The sequence below is a fragment of the Proteiniclasticum ruminis genome, from assembly GCF_900115135.1.
GTDB lineage: Bacteria > Bacillota > Clostridia > Clostridiales > Clostridiaceae > Proteiniclasticum > Proteiniclasticum ruminis_A.
Genome location: NZ_FOVK01000007.1, coordinates 65107 through 86341, shown reverse-complemented (window position 1 = coordinate 86341; position 21235 = coordinate 65107). Strand labels below are relative to the sequence as shown.

The 21235-nt window shown below is 43.8% G+C and carries 16 protein-coding genes and 1 tRNA gene; 6 read left to right on the top strand and 11 right to left on the bottom strand.

Translation table 11 applies throughout. The features are described from left to right. Positions 1-171: 171 nt before the first annotated feature. The 3 genes from addB to BM243_RS15130 all read left to right on the top strand — a co-directional run bounded on the left by addB (position 172) and on the right by BM243_RS15130 (position 7499). Entirely contained in the window at positions 172-3612 is a 3441-nt protein-coding gene (addB, locus tag BM243_RS10610) for a helicase-exonuclease AddAB subunit AddB (protein ID WP_074912350.1), read from the top strand. After that, a complete protein-coding gene (addA, locus tag BM243_RS10605; RefSeq protein ID WP_177213509.1) occupies positions 3605-7255 on the top strand; it encodes a helicase-exonuclease AddAB subunit AddA in 3651 nt (1216 codons plus the stop codon). Before addB ends, addA begins: the two co-directional genes overlap by 8 nt. Before the next feature lie 82 nt (positions 7256-7337). Then, positions 7338-7499, top strand: coding sequence for a DNA-binding protein (locus BM243_RS15130; protein ID WP_143004630.1), 162 nt, complete (start codon positions 7338-7340; stop codon positions 7497-7499). A 334-nt stretch (positions 7500-7833) separates the two neighbouring features. Here the strand turns inward: BM243_RS15130 and BM243_RS10600 are convergent, their stop codons facing one another. The 4 genes from BM243_RS10600 to BM243_RS10585 form a co-directional block, all read right to left on the bottom strand. Further along, positions 7834-8565, bottom strand: coding sequence for a TIGR03915 family putative DNA repair protein (locus BM243_RS10600; protein WP_083422760.1), 732 nt, complete (start codon positions 8563-8565; stop codon positions 7834-7836). Next, complete coding sequence (locus BM243_RS10595) at positions 8562-9911, bottom strand: putative DNA modification/repair radical SAM protein (RefSeq protein WP_074912347.1); 1350 nt, start codon at positions 9909-9911, stop codon at positions 8562-8564. Before BM243_RS10595 ends, BM243_RS10600 begins: the two co-directional genes overlap by 4 nt. Before the next feature lie 109 nt (positions 9912-10020). Further along, the gene (locus BM243_RS10590) at positions 10021-10950 is read right to left on the bottom strand and encodes an AEC family transporter (protein WP_074912346.1); all 930 of its coding nucleotides are present in this window, start codon (positions 10948-10950) and stop codon (positions 10021-10023) included. Further along, the gene (locus BM243_RS10585; RefSeq protein ID WP_074912345.1) at positions 10947-12284 is read right to left on the bottom strand and encodes a CCA tRNA nucleotidyltransferase; all 1338 of its coding nucleotides are present in this window, start codon (positions 12282-12284) and stop codon (positions 10947-10949) included. Before BM243_RS10585 ends, BM243_RS10590 begins: the two co-directional genes overlap by 4 nt. 108 nt (positions 12285-12392) lie before the next feature. Between BM243_RS10585 and BM243_RS10580 the strand changes: the two genes are divergently transcribed. After that, positions 12393-13352: a 3'-5' exoribonuclease YhaM family protein gene (locus BM243_RS10580; RefSeq protein ID WP_074912344.1), complete on the top strand. Its 960-nt coding sequence runs from the start codon at positions 12393-12395 to the stop codon at positions 13350-13352. A 58-nt stretch (positions 13353-13410) separates the two neighbouring features. Beyond that, entirely contained in the window at positions 13411-14631 is a 1221-nt protein-coding gene (gene pepT, locus BM243_RS10575) for a peptidase T (RefSeq protein ID WP_074912343.1), read from the top strand. 61 nt (positions 14632-14692) lie between these two features. On the opposite strand, the gene BM243_RS10570 is transcribed toward pepT, so the two are convergent. Beyond that, positions 14693-15583: a DegV family protein gene (locus tag BM243_RS10570; RefSeq protein ID WP_074912342.1), complete on the bottom strand. Its 891-nt coding sequence runs from the start codon at positions 15581-15583 to the stop codon at positions 14693-14695. Positions 15584-15781: 198 nt separating this feature from the next. On the opposite strand from BM243_RS10570, the gene BM243_RS10565 reads away from it, so the two are divergent. Continuing rightward, positions 15782-16009, top strand: a complete 228-nt coding sequence (locus BM243_RS10565; protein WP_074912341.1) for a hypothetical protein — start codon at positions 15782-15784, stop codon at positions 16007-16009. A gap of 23 nt (positions 16010-16032) precedes the next feature. On the opposite strand, the gene BM243_RS10560 is transcribed toward BM243_RS10565, so the two are convergent. From BM243_RS10560 to BM243_RS10535, 6 genes are all read right to left on the bottom strand, one after another. After that, positions 16033-17295 (bottom strand): MFS transporter, encoded by a 1263-nt coding sequence (locus tag BM243_RS10560; RefSeq protein ID WP_074912340.1) that lies wholly within the window; start codon positions 17293-17295, stop codon positions 16033-16035. Positions 17296-17445: 150 nt separating this feature from the next. After that, a tRNA-Arg gene (locus BM243_RS10555) sits at positions 17446-17522 on the bottom strand. A 46-nt stretch (positions 17523-17568) separates the two neighbouring features. Next, on the bottom strand, positions 17569-18594 hold the full coding sequence (locus tag BM243_RS10550) for a threonine aldolase family protein (protein WP_074912339.1): 1026 nt from the start codon (positions 18592-18594) through the stop codon (positions 17569-17571). Continuing rightward, complete coding sequence (locus tag BM243_RS10545; RefSeq protein ID WP_074912338.1) at positions 18594-19727, bottom strand: patatin-like phospholipase family protein; 1134 nt, start codon at positions 19725-19727, stop codon at positions 18594-18596. Before BM243_RS10545 ends, BM243_RS10550 begins: the two co-directional genes overlap by 1 nt. Positions 19728-19800: 73 nt before the next feature. Further along, the gene (locus BM243_RS10540) at positions 19801-20688 is read right to left on the bottom strand and encodes a phosphatidylserine decarboxylase (RefSeq protein ID WP_074912337.1); all 888 of its coding nucleotides are present in this window, start codon (positions 20686-20688) and stop codon (positions 19801-19803) included. After that, a complete protein-coding gene (locus BM243_RS10535; RefSeq protein WP_074912336.1) occupies positions 20672-21124 on the bottom strand; it encodes a nucleoside deaminase in 453 nt (150 codons plus the stop codon). The genes BM243_RS10540 and BM243_RS10535 overlap by 17 nt, the downstream gene beginning before the upstream one ends. Positions 21125-21235: the final 111 nt, after the last annotated feature.

Below are 21235 nucleotides of genomic sequence, written 5' to 3'. Positions count from 1 at the left end.
CGGACATGCATCTGAGATGCCTCTCTGAGATGAATCAGTTAGAGGGTGAGAAGTGGGAAGGGTCACGTCCTGATTAAAATGTATTCCAATCAGGTGTATTTGTGTACGTATTTTGGGATACCTCTTATAGTATAATGGACTAAATGATAAAAATGAGAAAGGGGTGGTTTTGTGAGTTTTAAACTGATCTACGGACGTGGAGGAAGTGGCAAAACCCGAGAAATATACGAGGAAATCAAGAGAAGAAGGAAAGAGGTCCCTGAAAGAAGCATGATTCTTCTGGTGCCGGATCAGTATACATTCCGTGCAGAGCAGAAGCTATTGAAAGAACTGGGCAAGGAAAATGTGTTTCACGTCACTGTCTACAGTTTTTCTACCATGATCCGCAAAATACTTCAGAACGCAGGTGGGGCTACCCATAATCTGATTTCAGATCTGGGAAAGAGTATGCTCATGACAAAGACTTTGACGGATGTGGAAGAAGACCTTGTTCTTTTCCGGAACGTGGCAAGAAAACCTGGATTTGTGGAACTGGCTAAGAATCTTGCGGATGAGATGAAACGTAACAATCTGGATCCAGAAAAACTGAGAGAAGCTGTGGTGTCATCGGGAGATGCAGAACTCATTCAGAAGTTTGGTGATATCCTTCTTTTTTTTGAAACTTACGAGAAAGAAGTCCATAAAGGTCATGTGGATTCCATGGATGAAATGACCTTTGCTGGAGAGCGGATGGACAAGGCTGATTTTCTGAAGAATGCAGAGGTGTTCATTGATGAGTTCAATGATTTTTCTCTTGTACAGCTGAGTTTCATTGAGCATCTTATGAGGAATGTGAAGCGGGTTGTGATGACGCTGACCATGGATAAGGATGGAGAAACGGGAGATGTATTCCAGATTACAAAAGATACGGAAGATAAACTCTTTCAGGCTGCTGAAAGAGCTCAGGTCTCCATCGAAAAGCCCCTGATTCTTGTAGAGGAAGTACCGTTGAGATTCAGGGAGAATCAGGAGCTGGCTCATCTGGAGCGGGAGTATTTCAGATATCCCAATAAAACCTACAAAGAGGTGCCTCGGTCTCTTTCCATCTACAAAGCCCAGAACAGCTATGATGAGGTGGAAAAGATCGCACTGGACATCCGTAGAAGAGTCCGGGAGGATGATACGCTGAGATACCGTGATTTAGCGATTCTTTGCAGAAATATTGATGCGTATGAGAGTATACTGATCTCCGTTTTCCGTGAACATGAGATTCCAGTATTTCTGGATAAAAGAAGGGAAATGGATGGAAGTCCTATTTCTCAATATATTTTGGCTTTGGTGGATATTGCCAAAGAAGGGTTCACCTACGATGCCCTGTTCAAGCTGCTTAAAACTGGCCTCTCTCATTTGGAGAAAGAAGAAGTGGACCTTTTGGAAAACTACGTTCTTGCGAATGGAATAAAGGGTGGAACCTATGAAAAACCTTTTGTTTATCCATACCCGAATATTGTGCCCGAGGAGATGAAGGCGGAGTATCTGCAAAAGACCAACGAAATCAGAGAAAAAATAGCTTCTGTGTATCAGCCTTTGCGAGTTCAGCTGGAGAATGCATCCACCGCAGAGGGGATTTCCGCCGCACTTTATGAGCATCTAGAGGAGCATGGTGTCTTGAGCCGCTCCCTGGGTTTTGTTTCATCCCTTAAGGATTTGGAAGTTCTGAAAGAGCATGAAGAGACCCTCAAAGGACTTATCACCATCTTTGACGATCTGGTGGAGGTGCTCGGAAACGAAAAATTGTCGTTGGAAGTATATGGAGACATTCTTCAGCAAGCCATGGTCAGCCATAAAATTGCCCTCATTCCGCTGACGTTGGACCAGGTGATCCTTGGAGATGTGGCCAGAGTAAAAAGTGATAACATCAGAGGTCTGTATATTCTTGGAGTGAACGATGGAGTTTTCCCCAAAACGGTCTCAGATGAAGGAATCATTACGGACCATGATCTGGAGAAACTGAAGGCGGAAGGTCTGAATTTTCTTGTGGATTCAAAGCTGCGTTCTGTATACGAGCAGTTTTTAGTGTACACTGCATTTTCTATTCCGAGAGACTTTTTAGCCATTTCCTATCCGGGGTCGGATCTGGACGGAAAGTCCCAAAGACCATCCCTGGTCATTGGGCGTATGAAAAAGCTCTTTCCAAAACTCGTGGAGAATGCGTATGTGAATCCAATGGACAGAAAAAGTGGAACGCTGGAGGAAGTGGAAAGTAAAGTGGCTACCTTCAATGAACTCATTAAAGAGATGAGAAGAAACTACCAAGGGGATGAAGTGAATCCTCTTTGGGGTGAAGTGTATCAGTGGTTTCAAGATCATGAGAAGTTCAGCAGGCGTCTGAAGATCTCAAGAGAAGGCCTTTCCTACACCAATGTAACAGAGAAGCTTTCCAGAACCTCTGTAAAAGAACTCTATGGCGAGCAGCTGTACCTGAGCGTTTCAAGGCTTGAGCGTTATACGTCCTGTCCCTTTGCGTATTATATCCAATACGGACTGAAAGCAAAAGATAGAGTCATGCATGAGGTGACAGCACCAGATGTGGGTACCCTGATGCATGAAGTCATCGATCAGTTTACGGAGGATCTGAGGGGCATGGAGAGGGATCTGTCTACCGTGGACAAGACCTATATCAGAAGTGCTGTGGATCGTCTGGTTGATGAAGCGATAGAAAAAACAAATGCGATCTACAAGAGTTCTCCCCGATACAAACATATGGGGGAAAAAGTGAAGAAAATCATCAACCGCTCAGTAGAAACCATTACGGCTCAGATTGCTAAGGGGAAATTTGTGCCCATGTTCAATGAACTTGGATTCGGAAAAGACGGAGAAAAGCTGCCGGCATTATCCATCGAAATTCCTGATACTGGAGAGGATGCACTGCTGCGGGGAAGAATTGACCGAATCGATGTCATGGAAATGGACGGAAAAGCCTATATCAGAATCATTGACTATAAGTCTTCTGCGAAAGATGTTTCCCTCCAGGATGTATTCTATGGTCTTCAGCTGCAGCTGCTGGTTTACCTGGATGTTGTTCTTAGAAACTGGGAGAGTCTGCAGTCCCAAAAGGCGGTGCCAGGTGCGGTTCTTTATTTCAAAATGGATAACCCGGTGATTTCCGGAAATGTCAGAATGACCGATGAGGAAATTGAAAGAAAGGTTTTGGAGAACTTAAGACTCAAGGGTCTTCTTCTTAAAGATGCCAAAGTGATCCGATCCATGGATGAGGATATTGATACATTCTCACTGGTGGTACCGGCAAAGATCAATAAAGAGGGAGAAGTGGTTTCTTCCTCCAACAGGAAAGAGAAGAATGAGGAGATCATTCTTACAGAGCAGGAGTTTGGTGTGCTACGTGAGTACGTCTTGGAAACCATTGGAAGAATTCTGAAAGAGCTCTTCGATGGCAATATTTCCATCCAGCCTTATAAGGATAAGGATAAGATTCCATGCACCTATTGCACCTATAAGAGTATTTGTCAGTTTGATGGAAAAATAAAAGCGAATCATTACAGAAATCTGAAGGCGCTGACCATTGAAGAACTATGGGAGAAAATGAAGAAAGGGGAGAATGCCGTTGAGTAACCAGTGGACGAAAGAACAGCTCAGTGCCATTGAAACAAGAAATACAAATCTTCTTGTTTCTGCAGCGGCCGGCTCGGGGAAGACGGCGGTTCTAGTAGAGCGAATCATTCAAAGAATCACCAAGGATCAGGTGGATATTGATGCGCTTCTTGTGATGACTTTTACCAATGCAGCTGCCGCGGAAATGAGAGAAAGAATCGGAGAAGCGGTGATCAAAGCTTTGGAAGAAGATTCAGGTAACAGAAATCTTGAAAAGCAGCTGACCTTATTAAACAGAAGCAGCATCATGACCATTCATTCCTTTTGTCTGGAAGTGATTCGAAGCCATTTTCATGAAATCGGACTGGACCCTGGATTCAGAATTGCAGATGAAACAGAAGGGGCCATCATGAGAGAAGAAGCTCTGGAAGAGGCTCTGGAAGAATCCTATGAGATCGGCAGCAAAGAGTTTATTTCTCTTGTGGATGCCTATGGCGGCAAACGGGATGACAAAGAACTTGGAGATCTGGTTCTTACTCTTTATCATTTCATCATGAGCCATCCGTGGCCTCATCAGTGGCTGGAAGAGAAAGTTTCTTTGTTTGATGTGTCAGGGAAATCTTTCACAGAGATCCCTTTGGTGGCAGAGTTCATGGAAGAACTCCAGGAAACCCTTAAGCCTTATCTGAACCATATTGATAAAGGCATTTCTTTAACAGTAGACGACGCGCTGCTTTTTCCCTATGCTGAAACCCTGCGGGAGGACAGGATCCTTCTGGAAGAACTGCTCTCCATGCTGAAGACTAAACCTTCTTTCAATGAAATCAAGGATCATCTCGAGGGATTGAAATGGTCCACACTGAAACGTGGAAAGAAAGGGTATGATAAAGTCCTGGCTGATATGGTCAAAGGCCTTCGCGATGAAGTGAAAGATGCCGTTAAAGGTCTGAAAGCGAATTACTTTGCGGAAACGGAAGAAGAGCATCTGGCGATGCTGAAGGTCATCTACCCTCATCTTCAAGCGCTGAAGTCCCTTACTGAACTTTTCATGAAGAAGTACAGCCGGAAGAAGCGTGAGAAGAGTCTTTTGGATTTTTCAGACCTGGAGCATCTGGCGCTGAAGATTCTGACTGTGGAAGAAAACGGCAGGGTAGGACCTTCTGATGTGGCCAAATTTTACAAAGAGAAGTATGAAGATGTGCTGGTGGATGAGTATCAGGACTCCAATGAAGTTCAGGAAGTGCTGATCACCATGGTCTCCCGCAAAGAGGAAGAGAGACCCAATGTGTTTATGGTGGGTGACGTGAAACAGAGTATCTACCGCTTCCGTCAGGCGAAACCTGAGCTTTTCATGGATAAGTATAAAAACTACAGCGAAGATGGAAATGAGAGAGGCAAGAAGATTCTGCTTTACAAGAACTTCAGAAGCCAGAACAATATCCTTTCTCTGGTGAATTATATTTTTGAAGGACTCATGAGCGAGAAGGTTGGAGAGCTGGAATACACGAAGGAAGAAGCGCTTATCTATGGAGCGACCTATTACGAGGAAGCAGAGGGAGATGAGCCTGCGGTCAATGAAGCAGAACCTGTGGAACTGCTGCTTCTGGAGGAGAAGAGTGCTCAGGAGGATTCAGAAGAGGACACAGAGGAGGAAGGGGAACTGGATTTATCCGCATATAAATCCATTGAAGTGGAAGCGCGGCTTGTGGCAGGCAGAATCAATGAGCTTATCAAAAGCGGATTTCTCGTTTTCGATAAAGAAATCAAGGGTAAAAGACCAGTGACCTACCGGGATATTGTGATACTCATGAGAGCGACATCCAGAACGGCCAATATCTTTTTGGAGGCACTGCATGAGAATAACATTCCTTCTTACAGTGACAGCTCAACGGGATATTTTGACACCATTGAGATCAGAACCATGCTTTCGCTTTTGAAGGTGATTGATAATCCCTTACAGGATATTCCGCTTCTTTCCGTATTAAGAAGTCCACTGTTTTCCTTCAGCGAGGAAGAACTTGTGGAAATCAGAAAAGTTCATAAAGATGAATTCTTGTTCCATAATCTAAATAAAGGAACTTTTGAAAGAGAGCTTTCAGAAAAAGTGAATGATTTTATGGAAAAGTTGGAGCTTTACCGGCTGAAGTCCCGGTTCATGAAGCTGGATGAGTTTATTTGGTACCTCTATACGGATACATCCTATCTGGATTATGTGTCTGCCATGCCAGATGGATTGGAGAGGCAAGCGAATCTGAAGCTGCTGTTTCAACGCGCCAGGCAGTTTGAAGAAACAACCCTGAAAGGGCTCTTCAACTTCATCCGATTCATCGATAAGCTTAAGAAGAGCTCAGGGGACTATGGTGCTGCGAAGATGCTGGGAGAAAATGAGAATCTGGTGAGAATCATGTCCATTCATAAATCGAAGGGGCTTGAATTTCCGGTAGTCTTTTTGGTGCACACATCAAAAAGATTCAACAAGATGGATCTGAATAAGTCTATGATTCTTCATGAGTCTTTAGGATTTGGTCCAAGTTATGTGGATATGGAAAGAAATATCAAAAACACAACATTTATCAGAGAGAGAATCAAAAGAAAAAGACTCCTGGAAAGTCTCTCAGAAGAGATGAGAATACTTTATGTAGCACTCACAAGAGCAAAGGAGAAGCTCATTATTACAGGTCAAGTCAAGAATCTTGAAAAGAGCATGGAAAAATGGACCACGCTATCTCAGGGAGAAGCATTCAGACTGTCTTCCGAAAAAGTGGAAAAAGGGTCTTCCTATCTGGACTGGATGATGAGTATCTTCTTGAAACATCATCAGCTTTCGGAAAACAGAGCGGATGGAGAGAGATACCCCTTTGGGAAGGATGTGGCGTTACAGCTCATCGTTCATACGAAGGAAGGTGTAATGCTTGACCAGATTGAGGAGGAAGGAACAGAAGAAGGGGTTTTCACCCTGCATGAGACCAGAGATCCTGCATCAGCATTTCTTGTACAGCAAAGGCTTGCTTTTCAATACAAGTATGAGAAAGATACAAACAGAGGATCAAAGATTTCGGTGACTGAGCTAAAGAAGCTGAGGGCTCTTGGCGAAGAGACGGAGAACACACAGCCCATCATCAAAGAGGAGTTTTTGGAAAGACCTCGATTTCTGATGAAGGAAACAGGATTGAAGGCCACCGAAAGAGGAACCGCGTTTCATAAAGCCATGCAGTATATCTCACTGCAAAGTGTCTCCCTGGAAGAAATCAAAAATGATCTTCAAAGTCTTATCCTTCGAGAACTTATGACAGCAGAAGAAGTCTCCGCGGTGAACCCTTGGAAGATTCTTCAATTCCTTGAAAGTGGTCTTGGAAAAAGAATGCAAAAGGCTGAACTTGACGGGAATCTGTATAGAGAACAGAAATTCATATTATATTTCGACGAGAGTGAAGTTATGGTAGTTGGGGTCATAGACAGCTATTTCCGAGAAAATGATGAGCTCGTCATTGTGGACTACAAGACGGACCGTGTTATAGAAAAAGAGGCTGCTAAGGTGCTGACCGACCGGTATAAAGAACAGCTGGACTATTACAGTGAGGCGTTATCATCCATAACTGGTCTAAAAGTAAAAGAGAGTTATCTCTACTCCGTCGAAAATTCTAAAGAAATATGTATAAACTAAAAACATTTTCTTTAATATTTTTTTAATTTGAAGTATAATAAGATTATAATTTATCACGCAATAAAGATAGGGGTGTTTTTATATGGCTGTTGGTAAAGATAAAACTCGGATACTGCTGACTCTGCCTCAGGATCTAAAAGAAGAACTAACTTCTGAGGCTAAAGGCGATAATCGCTCACTCAATAATTACATATTGAATTTGCTGATTAGTTCCGAGAAACGAACCGAAAGCGAAAGAGACTAAGGAAAATCCAGAGCGGGAGCGACTTCCCGACTCTGGATTTTCCTTTGTTTTTCCTTGCTTTCAAGGGTTAGTTCAATGTTTAACAAAACCTATGAAAACACCTTAAACGATTAAGGTGTTTCAACGTGATATTTAAGTGATTTTCTCTAATCCCATTAGAACAAAGTGTATGACTGTACGTACACGCATGCACAATGGGTGCGAAAATTGTGAAATTTACTGATAATTTTTATAGAATTATAATTAAATCATAAAAATAGAGAAAATACATAAAATGGGATATCAGTGAATAAGTTCAACAGATTTGCATAAAAAGTCTTCGAAAAGAAAACAGCTATGTAGATTCTGTCTCTGGAAGATTTACCCAATATCGGACTGGCATGGATCGTTTTTGTTGAGTGGGATTTTCCCTGGCGGAAATAGTGATATTTTTAAAATAGGTTTGCCATGCTTCCGTGGTAGTATCCCTCTGAAAGAGTTTTTCGTTCAGGGCTAAATTTTTCTGGATGATCCATCTGCCATCTTGACATAACAGGGCTTCCTTCTTTCCCTCATCGTAGATAATGAAGTTCATATCACCGAATCTTTCAGCAAAATGGTCTGCGATAAAGGGGAGGATATAGTGATCTGGACTGATTTTCGCCATGAAAACCGATCCGAACTGATTGAATCGGACAAATCCCATGAAACGGTGGCTTTCTAAAGATACCTGCCGAGAAAGCTTCGTGACTTCCATGATGAAAGAGTCCTGATACCGAAAGGCATTTTTAGGATTCTCAAAGCATTTGATGATGAATTTCAGAATCATCGTTGGAGCATGAACAGAACTGTGGTTCAATCCGTAGGTGATGATATCCAAAGCTTCTTCGGAGAACTTCTCACGCATGGATCTTCGGACTCTTTTAAATTCTTCTTCCATAAACTGGATTTTCACAGGATGATCAATGAGATTGGGTGTAAACTGTTCTTCCCGAAAGAGAACAGGTGGAAGTTTATCAACATATACTTTGTAAACGGCAACGAGAAGCTCTTCCATTGAACCGTCAAACAACATGACATTCATCATAATCCACCTGCCAAAGAGTTTTTGATGATGGTCTTTTCCAGAAGAAGCTTTTTGATTTTTTCTTTATCGGTGAATACTCGGTTTTCTTCAGAACCATGGAGTCCCAGGGATTCATCGATTTCTCCAAACAAGTTCATCTGAATCTGATCTTTCTTCTCACTGATGGCTTCATATATGAGATCTGGCCTGAGAGAGAAGTTTCCGTAGTATTTTCCGGAAATCAGAATAAAATGCTTGGCCCTTGAGATCACTGCACCCATTTTTTTGAGACCATCATAGGTGATGGGAGAAAGTTTTCTAGCCCGAAGAATCCGCTTGGCAGAGGTGAGTCCGATTCCTGGTATGCGTAGAAGCATTTCATAACTGACCCGATTGATCTCCATGGGGAAGAGAGCCATATTGGAGAGAGCCCATTGGGTTTTTGGATCCACATTCATATCAAAATTCTCTCCCTCTGACAATAGTTCCTCTGCAGAGAACCGGTAGAACCGGAGCAGCCAGTCTGCCTGATAAATTCTATGTTCCCGGAGAAGGGGAGGGTGGGAAAGCTTCGGCATAAGCGCATGGGTACTCACAGGCACATAGGCGGAGTAATAGACTCTTTTTAGCTGAAAGCTCTGATAGAGATTCTGGCTGAGTGAAAGGATTTTACCGTCGCTGGCTGGGGTAGCACCAATGATGAGCTGAGTGCTTTGCCCTGCTGGTACAAAGTCCTCAGTTCTATGCAGGATTCTCCTTTCCTCGTTATTTGCCAGGATATTCGTGGCGATTTGTTTCATAGGTTTCAGAATTTCAATTCTGTTTTTCTGAGGCGTGATGCTTTTATAGCTTTCTTCCTCAGGCAGCTCAATATTGACACTGACCCTGTCCGCATAAAGCCCGGCCTCATGGATGAGATGTGGACTGGCCCCAGGTATAAGTTTGATATGAATATATCCGTTGAATCGTTCCCGCTGCCGAAGGGTTTTTATAATGCGAATCATTCTTTCCATGGTATGATCGGGGCTCATAATCACCCCTGAACTTAGAAAAAGACCTTCGATGTAGTTCCGCCTGTAGAATCCCATGGTCAGCTGAACCAGTTCTTCCGGTTCAAAGGCGGCGCGTTCCACATCATTGGAGATCCGGTTCTGGCAATAGGCACAGTCATAGATACAGTAATTGGTCATAAGAATTTTCAATAGGGAGATGCACCTTCCGTCCGAAGTGAAACTATGACATATACCCGCAGCAGCAGCGTTACCGACACCACCAGGAACCGCAGAGCGGCTGCTTCCACTGGAGGAACAGGATACATCATATTTTGCTGAATCTGCAAGAATTCTAATTTTTTCCAGAAGTTCCATAGAGATTCCTCCTTACATTTGAGTAAATTATAGCACATACGTTCTTTTTCGGCAATAAAAAAGCAACATATGTTCTTTTTTGGTGCAAAAAAAGGATGAGCAACTCATCCTAAATGAAAGTGAATAATTTCAGGAAAAATGGAATAATAAAAATGAAGACTGCAGAAGAGAGTGCGGTCATAAAGGAAGAGTAAGAAGGATCCCCTCCATAACGACCTACTGCAATGGAGATGTTCTGCATCACAGGAAGACCTGCACAGACAATAAACACTTTGATGAGCTCCACAGGCATTTGAAAAGCCTTCAGAAGAAGCAGACTGATGACGGGAGACAGAATAAACCTCATGCTGAGGATGAGTACTGAGGCTACTGGACTTCCAGCGTTCCTAAGACTCAAGTCTCCTATGACACTTCCCATGAAAAGGAGAGATAGAGGCGTCAGGAGTATTTTCAGATACTCGATGCTGCTGAAGAGATAAGTGGGGACCGCTACGTTATAGTATAGGAGCACCATACCTGCGATGAACCCAAGGATAGGAGGATTGAGGATTTTTAGGATATTTTTGCTGCTGAAGGCACTTCCGTTGCTTTTTACGATCTGATTGATGCCAAGGGTCCAAAAAGTCAGCGTGTTGGCGATATAGTACAGCATTAGATATGGAACAGCAGAGTCCCCGAATATTCCTGTAATGAGCGGCAGTCCTACAAAAATTGTATTGGAGAAGGTAGCCATGGACACAAATGCACCCTGCTCCACTCCTTTCAGTGATAAGGCCTTTGATACGCCCCAGGCAATGATGTTCATCAGAACCATGGTCAACATGGCAAGGAGGATGCCAAGGTAAGATTCTTTGAAAAACGACAAGGAAAAATTGGTCAGTGTGATGTGAATCATCAGGGCAGGAGTACAGAAGTTCACGAGTAGAACAGAGATAAATTTATCTGTTCTTTTATCAGTGACTTTGGTTTTTTTCAGGATAAAACCCAGCACACCCAGAATCAGCATGGTTAAAACGGTATTTGTAACATTAGTTGTCATCGGTTAATCTCCTTAGAAGCATATTCAAGTAATTGTTCTTTATGATTGTCATCAGGATTTTTCAGGACCTTCTCCAGAAGCACATCCAGGATCCGGCCTACTTCCTGGCCTTCACGGATACCAAGAGCAAGAATATCCTTTCCGTTCACAGCAAGATCTCTTACGGTGAGAGGATCCCCACGGTTTACGATGTGTTCAATTCTATTTCTGAAGCTATTGATTTCAAAGAGTTTTTCATCGCTTCCTTCTGGCTTGCCAATGAAATCAGCAATCTTAAGATCTATGAGAGCGTTGAGATTCTCCGCTCCCAGTTTGTTTACAAATTTTTTCAGCTTCACTTCATTCTTCATATCGGTACTGGTCATATGGAAGAAAACCAGGGTTTCAACTTTCCGGATGGTTTTATGGTCATATTTCAGCCGCATCAATACTTCATGGGCGATGTCTCTTGACCGCTTCTCATGGCCGTAGAAATGTCCGATGCCCTTCTCATCCATGGTGAAAGTGGAAGGTTTGCCGCTGTCATGGAAAAGAGCAGCAAGACGTACTGGAAGATCCGCAGGCACATGGCTCAAAACCTCCAGGGTATGTCCCAGAACATCCTTGTCATGATGAGGATTATGTTGAAGAAATCCAGACATGGTCATGAGTTCGGGCAGAACATACTTCATGATTCCCAGATCAAAGAGCATGCGGATTCCCCGGGCAGGATTCTTTGAAAGAAGAATATTGTTCAGCTCTTCACGGATCCTCTCCTCGCTGATGAACCGGAGGCCATCCATGGTTTCCACCATGGCCTTCAGGGTGTTTTCTTCTATGTTGAAATTCAAGGTGGTGGAGAGCCTCACAGCCCTCAAGATGCGAAGAGCATCCTCTTTAAAACGAAGAATAGGATTTCCTACTGCCCGGACAATCTTACGATGGATGTCCTCAGTCCCATTGAAAGGATCAATAATACCTTTTTCGGGATTAAAAGCAATGGCGTTTATGGTAATGTCTCTTCTTCTCAGATCTTCAACCAAATCATCCACAAAGATGACATTCTTCGGGTACCTGTGGGCTTCATACTCACCGTCCATTCGGTAGGTGGTCACATCAAAAGCACCGTCATGGGTATGGACTTCCACAGTACCGTGCTTCAAACCGGTGGGGACGGTTTTTTTAAATAGGGCCATGACTTCCTCAGGTGTGGCAGAAGTGGTCACATCATAGTCTTTAGGCGTGATCCCTATGAGGACATCACGAATACAGCCCCCCACGACATAACCCTCATGGCCATTCGTGCTGAGCTCTTTCAGTATGTATCGGACGCCTTTTGGCAGGTTGATGTCCATGTTGCCGCCTACCTTTCATGGATAAAGATTTGGTAAGATTCTTTCGTTTTCAGCCAGTCTTTCGTGTATACTTAAATTATACCCTATTTTTTATTGAAGGAGAAAGAAATGGAATTTAGCAGCAAGAAAATCCGCGATTTAGCTGTGGGCGATCGTGTGGATTGTTATTTTATCATTAAAAGAGTAGATTTGAAGACAACAAACTCAAACGACAAAAAGTATCTGGACTTTATATTTGGAGATAAAACGGGAGAGATCTCAGGGAAGCTTTGGGAAGTTCCTCAAGATATTGAAACATATTTTACAGAAGGGGATCTGGTGAAGGTTCGGGGAACCGTGACTAGCTATATGAACAACAACCAGTTCAAAGTGGACAGAATCAGAAAAGCTTCAGAAGAAGATGGTGTGATACCAGAGGATTTCGTGGAATCCGCTCCACTTAAGAACACCGATATGCTCCGGGACATCGAAGGATATCTTCAAAGGATTGCTGATCAGGATATTCACCAGGTGGTGCGTATGGCCCTTGAAGAAAAGAAGGATAAGCTGATGTTTTATCCGGCGGCAAAAAGGAATCATCATGCCATAAGATCCGGTCTCCTTTACCACGTCCTGACCATGCTGAAACTTGGAGATCAGATTTCAAAGGTGTATCCAGCTGTGAATACAGACCTTCTCTTTGCGGGGATCATTCTTCATGATCTTGAAAAAATCAATGAGATGGATTCTTCTGAGCTTGGCATCGTGAAGGAGTACACTTTGGAAGGAAATCTTCTGGGCCATATCAGCCTTGGGGTCAAAAATGTGGACAGAATCTGTGATCGTCTGAATACCCCGGAAGAAAAAAGAATGCTTCTGCAGCATATGATTCTTTCTCATCACTATGAGCCTGAATATGGAAGTCCCGTGAAACCGATGTTTCTCGAAGCGGAGCTTCTTCACCATATAGATATGATCGATGCTCGGGTGTTTGATTTCACTTTAGCGGTTCGGGATCTGGAGCCTGGCGGCATATCTGAGAATATTTTCTCCCTGGACAGAAGGCGCATCTATAAGCCGACGTTCTAGACCAGAAAACAGGAATCTGTCATATTGAAACAAGAATATATTAGAAAGAGGGATTAAAATGAGTGTTGTAGACAAGCTGATTAAGTATGTGAAGTATGAAACCACTTCAGACGAAAACAGTGTAACTGTACCATCCACCGAAGGACAGAGAGTCCTGGTGGAAGAGCTGAAGAGAGAACTGCAGGCATTGGGGCTGGAGACTGCTTTGGATGAGAACGGGTATCTTTTCGGGTATTTAAGAAACAATACCGGAAAAAATCTGAAGAAGCTTGGCCTGCTGGCTCATGTGGACACCTCACCGGATATGAGCGGAAAAAATGTGAATCCTCGGATTCTTCCCTATGAAGGTGGAGATATTGTGCTGAACGAGGAGCTTCAGATTGTCATGAAAGAATCTGATTTTCCTCAGCTGAAAGACTATGTGGGAGAAAACCTTCTGGTGACAGATGGAACTACTCTTCTTGGGGCAGACGATAAAGCAGGAGTAGCAGAAATCATGGAAGTTCTGGAATATCTGTTCCAGAATCCTGAAGTTCCACATGGAGATCTTCATGTGGCATTCACACCGGATGAAGAGATTGGCCGTGGTCCACATCATTTTGATGTGGAAGCCTTTGGCGCGGAGATTGCCTATACCATGGATGGTGGGCCTGTGGGCGAGCTGGAGTATGAGAACTTCAACGCGGCTTCAGCCAAGGTGACGGTGAAGGGCAGAAATGTGCATCCTGGAACTGCAAAAGACAAGATGAAGAATTCTATCTTTGTGGCCATGGAATATGCGGATTCGTTCGACCGGAAGGACACACCTGAACATACGGAAGGGTATGAAGGATTCTTCCACCTGAATGATATAGAAGGGGATGTGGAGGAGACTTCTTTGTACTACATCATCCGTGATTTCTTTGAGGATACCTTCGAAGGAAGAAAGGTGCAGATGATGGAAGCTGCATCTGCACTCAATGAGAAATATGGAGAGGGAACTGTTACTGTAGAAATCAAAGATCAGTATAAGAACATGAGAACCATGGTAGAGCCTCATATGTATCTCATTGAACATGCAAAAAAGGCCATGGAGATGGCTGGCGTAAAACCTATTATAAAGCCCATCCGCGGAGGCACCGATGGAGCTCAGCTTTCTTATATGGGACTTCCCTGTCCGAACCTTTTTACAGGTGGAGAAAATTATCACGGAAGATTTGAATTTATTTCTGTAGAATCCATGGAAAAAGCGGTGACGGTTCTGAAGAACCTCGTCAGCATATACGCAGAAGAAGTATAAGTTCAGAAAATAAAGAACCCCTGGTGTTCCAACATATTCCGTTGGAGCTCCAGGGCTTTTTCTATGATTTTTTTATGGTTTCTTCGCGGTCTTTTCCAAAAAAGACCATATTGATGACATTGGCGCCGGTATGGGCACCGATGACCATACCCAGTGGAACCACGGTGACGTCTTCGGAAAGCTTCTTTTCCAGAATGAGATTCCGAAGAAGAGCTGCATCTTCTTCACAGTTTCCATGTGCAATGAGCACGTCTTTTGTGAGATCTTCTGTTCTTCCTTTTTCCAGATAATCAGCCAGTGCATGGATGGATTTCTTTCTTCCTTTGATCTTATCAATGTTCAGAAGCTTTCCTTCTTTGCTCATATAGAGGATGGGCTTGATGGAGAGCATGGTGCCCATGGTAGCTGAAAAACCGGATATTCTTCCGCCCCGCTTCAGGTGGTTGAGATCGTCCACAGTAAAAATATGATTGATGTGATACTTCAAGGTTTCCAGTTTCTGTGCAATCTCTGCTGGGGCATAGCCTTCTCTTTTGAGCTCTGCTGCTTTTAGCACCAGAAGACCAAAGCCTGCGGAAGCACACATGGAATCAACGAGAAGAATTTCTCTATCCGGAAACTCTTCCTGAAGCATACCCTTTGCAACATTAGAAGCGCTGAAGGTGCCACTGAGAGAGGAGGAGAATCCTACATAGAGGATGTCCATGCCTTTTTCCAGGTAAGGCTTGAAATAGTCATAAAAACGGTTAGGCGTGATCTGGCTTGTGGTGGGGGTAGCGCCTTCTTTTAAAGAGGTATAGTAACTGCTTATGTCGACACTTTTCCAGTTGTCCTCCACATACTCTTTCCCGTTATAATTTACAATAAGACCGATGACATCCACGTCATTTTGCTCCAGTAGTTCAAAGGGTAGGTCACATGCGGAATCAGTTAAAATCTTAAATTTATTCATCGCTGTTATCTCTGGATTTCTTGTTTCCAGAAGTCCTCCTTTATGATGTAATATAATTGCTTTGCCATACCATAAAAATCGATATCGCTTCTTTCAATATACCACAAAACGCTCCCGTTCATCGTTAAAATATTTCAAAGAAGGATTCCCTGAGAAAATCGTGCTAGAATAGAATCAAAAAGAAACGAGGGAAAAAGAGTGCATTTCGAAGAACATGAGATCATTGATCTTTTGAAATATCTGAGGACCGCAAAGGACCAGACAGAAGAGCTTCTGACAGCCATGATAGACATTGAGGTCTATGGTGAAGTGGACCATGATGGGATGCCTGTGGTGAATTCCGTGGAGCTTCAAGAGGATTTGAAGAAGATGAATGAGTACATCCTAAGGATTGAAAAAGAACTGAAAGAGAGAAAGAAGCCATAAAGGAAAAAATCTACAGCAGAAGATCAGACTCTTCTGTTGTAGATTTTTTTTACGTGTTCCCGTTTCCTGTACATGATGAAATAGATGGCGAGCATATTGATGCTCATGAGGCCAATGATCACATGGCGCTCGGGGTAGATTTCTCCGAGAAAACCAGCCAGAAGCTGTCCTAAGATGTTACCAGCGGATACAATCATCTGGAATGTTCCGTTGAAGCGTCCTCTTTTATCATCCGGCACATAAGACTGGGTGGCAGATATCCTGATGTTAAAGGAGGTGACACCCATGATCCCGATGAGGAAGAAGCTTACTGCCATGAGCACCACTGGGAAGTAGAGCTGGAACGCTTCCAGAAAGGCAATGCTCGTATACACACATAGGGCAATCAGAAATTTCTTGGGTACCGGATAGTGGTATTTATAATGGATCATTCCACCAATGAGCCGCCCTAGAACACCGAAACTGCTGATGATGGTGTAAAGGGTGACGGAGTTTACCAGTGGGATGTTGGAAAAAAGCTCTGGATTGTTCTTGAAGAACGGAAGGTGAAGCACATGGAGGCCGCCTCCAGCAAACATGGTGATGCAGAAGTAGATGGTGATGACCAGAAGTCCCTTTTCTGCACGCATATAATCCAGACCTTCTTTGAAGTCAGTCTTGTAGGAGATAAGAGAAAAGCCTTTTTTAGCATCTTCTGTATTTTCTTTGATGTGGTTCTCTTTATATCCGATTTGCGTTTCAAAGATCGCAGCCAGGAAAAAAGTGACTGCATTGAACGCAAAAAGTGGAGCCGCTGATCCTGAGTTCTCATAAACAATGGAAGCTATGGGGAGCATCAGGCTTGCAAGGGGATAAATCATACTGGAAATGGAGTATGCCTTGGAAAAATTCCCTTCCGAAACAAGATTGGGATAAAAGCTTTCATAGGCTACTGAATAGATACCGTCAATGGTTCCGATGAGAAGCACGATGAATAGAAACACAGGGTAATTGAACCACTTCACATAAAGCAAAAAGAACATAATCACATAAATGAAGGCGGACATAAAATCCAATGTGTAGATCATTTTCTTTCTGGAGAACCGGTCCAGATAGGGGCCTGCAAAAAGTGGGGCTACGATTTTCGGCAGGTTATAAACCACCATAAAAAGTGAGAATAAGAGCGTGGAGTCTGTCAAATCCAGCACCAGAAGTCCAATGGCAAAACCAGCCACAGAATTTCCCAGCATGGAGATGATGGACCCGATGGTGATGATTTTAAAGTCCTTAGTCCATAATTTATTCAATATACTTCTTCCTTTTTCATATCATTCTACTAGAGAGTATTCTACCACAGGGGGACCTTCTTCTTGCTCATTTAAAGTACAGGAAATGATGTTTAGAAAACAGATTTAGGGAAACAAAAAAATCCATGAAGATTAACTTCATGGATTCTATGGTGCAGTGAGAGGGATTCGAACCCCCGGCCGACCGGTTCGTAGCCGGTTACTCTATCCAGCTGAGCTACCACTGCATGACTCAATTATAATACCATAACTGAGCCTTCTTTTCAAACAGTTCTATTGAAAATATTCACGAAGGATCTGAAGAACCTGGTTTATCCTCTCTCTTGTGACATAGTAGTGGGTCACAAAGCGGAAAACACCCTCATCACTGCCATTCATGAGAATCCCGTGCTCTTTCATATGTGCTACAAGATCTGATTCCTGGAAACCTTCTTTATCGATGGTGAAGAAAATCATATTGATCTTGATCTCATCGAGCCGTACAGAGATTCCAGGGATTTTATGAAGCTCTTCACCGAAATATCTGGCGTTTTCATGATCCTCATTCAGTCTATGCCTCATGTCCAGAGCCTCCAGACCTGCAGCGGCGAGAATACCCACCTGTCTCATGCCTCCCCCTAAAATCTTTCGGTTTTTCCTGGCCTTGGCAATGAATTCTTTTGAACCCGAAACCACAGAGCCCACAGGTGCGCACAGACCTTTTGAAAGACAGAGGGAAATGCTGTCTGCATACTGGGCGATTTCTTTTGCATCCACCTTAAGATGTGCTGCCGCATTAAAGAGCCTTGCGCCATCCAGATGAACGGGAATCTCATAGGCCTTTGCTATTTCAGAGATGCTCTTAAGATTTTCCAGTGAGGCGACGTTTCCGGTGGAGTGCGCTGTTTCCACGCAAATGAGTCCGGTTTTTGGGAAATGAATGTCTTCTCCTTTTCGTACAGCTTTCTGCACTTCTTTCGGATCCAGTTCTCCCAGATCGTCCTTCAGCGTCCTGGTCTGGACGTTTGAAATCAGGGCCACAGAGCCTGCCTCATGGGCAATGATATGGGAGTTCTCACCAAGAATGATTTCATTGGTTCTTTCGGTATGAGTCAAGATGGAGAGCTGGTTGCCAAAGACACCAGAAGGCACAAAAAGAGCGGCTTCCTTTCCAAGGATCCGTGCTGTTTCTTCTTCCAGTTTTATAACAGTCTCATCATCTCCGTAGACATCATCCCCCACAGGGGCTGATGCCATGAGCTGACGCATTTTTTCGGTGGGATGGGTGACAGTATCGCTTCTCAAATCAATGAATTTCACTAGGAACCTCCTAAAATTCTATTTTGGATCATTTTGATAAACAGATTGGCAATGGCGAGTTTCGGGCTTGTTACAGCTAAGGCTGTGATTGCTGGAGGGTCCAGCTCCCTGAAAACAGCTCTTTCCTTCCATGGGATTTTGTCTTCTCCCTGGACCATTTCCTGGATTTTACTGAAGATCGCATCCAGAAGCTCGCCCTGATGTCTGTATACTTTAAGCGGGCTGATTTCAAGGGCTTCCGCAGTGATCTCCAGCGCTGCCTGAGCCAGAGAATAGTCTGTAAAGAGCAGTTTCTGATATTTTTCCAAGGTTTTATTCAGGAAAAATGGATGAATGGTTTCTTTGAGGGTTTTGACTTCTTCCGCATTGAGAGAGGAAAGAAGAGCGAAATCATCCAGATGTTCAAAGTAATAGGTAGCACCATAAAGCTTTTTGAAGGCACGGAGTGTGTCCAGATAACCGTAGGTCATATTATTCCGGATGGTTTCCGGATCTGGAAAGAGAATGGATCCCAAAGGATTGTCTGACTCGATCTCGATGAGCTGATAAGGTCCGCTGAGGTTTCGGCGGTCTCCAAAAGTATGGAGATTCACTGCGATGATCTCTGTATATCCCCTATCGTAAAGTGGCCGTACGGGAATGTTGTCGAAAACAGCTCCATCAATATAAGCATCCCCATCAATGAGAAGCCTCTGGAAACTGGGGTGGTTTGCGCTGGCTGCCACATAATCGATGAGTTTTCCCTGGGGGATCTCCTCTTTAAAGAGCACCACAGGTTTCCGGGCAGTCAGATTGTACGTCACAATGCCCAGATCCGTGGGATGATTCCGAATGGTCTCCTCATCAAGAATCTCATGGAGAAGGGAAAGAAGAATCTCAAAGTCCAAGCCCCGTTGCCGGATCACTTCAGGGACCAGCTGTGACTCAAATTTAATGAGAGAATCTCTATTGAGAGACATCCAGATTTCTTCCATCAGCGTAAAATCATTCATCAGATAAGCCGCAGCATTGATGGCGCCTATGGATGTGCCAGTAATGGCACCAATCTCTATGTTCAGTTCTTGTAAGGCTTTCAGGACTCCGATTTCATAAGAACCTCGGGAGCCACCTCCGCCCAGGGCCAGTCCATACATAAGCAATCCCACCTTTTAGTTCAATTCTAGCCTTAACTTCTATCAGAAAGAAAAAAAGTAAATGAACAGTTCTTTAAATTTTTCTTTTTCCGATGGTCTCTCCAAAGAGTACTCGAGTTTCTATTCCCTGATGAGAATGGTCCAGTATATCCTGGTCCACCGTCACTGTATCTTTTGCAAAAAATAAAATGACAGTGGAACCGCCGAACTTGAAGTACCCTTTTTCAGCACCTTTCTCCACAGGGACAGCGGGCGTATAGGTCTCAATGATGCTGCCCACATTGGTAGCGCCCACTTCCACATAAAGAACAGGGCCAAAGTGCGTACTCTCAAAAAGTGTCAGAGCCCGCTTGTTTTCAATGTACAGCCTCGGTATGGATTTCAGTGCCACAGGATTCACCGAGTAGTATAGCCCATCGATAGACGTCGTCTCTTTTGGCGTACCGCTGTCCATAAAATGAAACCTGTGATAATCCAGAGGATTGAGCCTGAACACAAGGACTGTCCCACCGTCGAAAAGATCTGCAAGGTCTTTGTCTTTTAAGAGGTCCTCCAGTTCATACGTAAGCCCCTTCACCTGGAGGACGGCATCTTTTCTGAGATCTTCAAACACAAGAAGCCTGGCATCTGCAGGGCTGATGAGGATGTCACCAGCTGCATCAAAGGGCCGTGCAGTTTTTTTCAGTTTTCGGGCGAAGAACTCATTAAAGGACTGGAACGAAGAAAGGGGATTAAGAAGCTCTGAAGACTTCACTCCATTGTTTTCCACGAAGGAGGGGATCAATTTCTTGGACCATCTGGTGTCCATGAGTTTACCGTAAAATGCAGAAAAGAACTTTCTTTTCACAAAGAACAGAAGAGGTTTTCCGTAGGGTTTTTCATAGAGAAGAGACAGAAACTGACCCCCCAGCACGTTCTCTTCTTCCAGTTTTTTTGTTGTTCTGTTATATAGCTGAATCATTTCGAAGCTCCTTGAAGAAATTTTTGATGAGCTTTTGTGATGCATCATCGTGAAGGAATACGCAGTCCACATGATGATAGTATGGGGGCAGATCATTAATGGAAAGTACACTGCCAAAAGCACCTTCCCGGGGCTCAATGGCGCCGATGACCACCTTTCTGATTTTGGATTTCTTAATGGCTGCTGCGCACATGAGGCAGGGCTCCAGGGTCACATACAGGGTGCAGCCGCTAAGGCGCCAGTTCTTCAGGGACTTGGCCGCATCCCTGATGGCGTGGAGTTCAGCATGGCAGGAAGGGTCATGGTCTTTTTCCATGGTGTTATGTCCACGTCCGATGACCTGACCATCTTTTACAATGACGCAACCCACGGGCACTTCCCTGAGGCTGTAGGACTTTTGGGCTTCTTTTAATGCTTCTTCATAAAAGGGATCCATCCTGCTGCTCCTTTCCTTTTGTATAGTTCTTATTGTAGTGTATCTTCTGCGTCTGGTCTAGAAAAAACCGGCATTCATAAAATGCCGGTTCTGATGTTCTTATGCTCTGTT

Bases quoted from the DNA above. Each gene is read 5' to 3' on its own strand.
- BM243_RS10545 (WP_074912338.1), bottom strand. From the start codon at position 19,727: ATGTATGGACTGGCCCTGGGCGGAGGTGGCTCCCGAGGTTCTTATGAA.
- BM243_RS10595 (WP_074912347.1), bottom strand. From the start codon at position 9,911: ATGGAACTTCTGGAAAAAATTAGAATTCTTGCAGATTCAGCAAAATAT.
- BM243_RS10580 (WP_074912344.1), top strand. From the start codon at position 12,393: ATGGAATTTAGCAGCAAGAAAATCCGCGATTTAGCTGTGGGCGATCGT.
- pepT (WP_074912343.1), top strand. From the start codon at position 13,411: ATGAGTGTTGTAGACAAGCTGATTAAGTATGTGAAGTATGAAACCACT.
- BM243_RS10570 (WP_074912342.1), bottom strand. From the start codon at position 15,583: ATGAATAAATTTAAGATTTTAACTGATTCCGCATGTGACCTACCCTTT.
- BM243_RS10600 (WP_083422760.1), bottom strand. From the start codon at position 8,565: ATGATGAATGTCATGTTGTTTGACGGTTCAATGGAAGAGCTTCTCGTT.
- BM243_RS10590 (WP_074912346.1), bottom strand. From the start codon at position 10,950: ATGACAACTAATGTTACAAATACCGTTTTAACCATGCTGATTCTGGGT.
- BM243_RS10535 (WP_074912336.1), bottom strand. From the start codon at position 21,124: ATGGATCCCTTTTATGAAGAAGCATTAAAAGAAGCCCAAAAGTCCTAC.
- BM243_RS15130 (WP_143004630.1), top strand. From the start codon at position 7,338: ATGGCTGTTGGTAAAGATAAAACTCGGATACTGCTGACTCTGCCTCAG.
- BM243_RS10585 (WP_074912345.1), bottom strand. From the start codon at position 12,284: ATGGACATCAACCTGCCAAAAGGCGTCCGATACATACTGAAAGAGCTC.
- BM243_RS10540 (WP_074912337.1), bottom strand. From the start codon at position 20,688: ATGATTCAGCTATATAACAGAACAACAAAAAAACTGGAAGAAGAGAAC.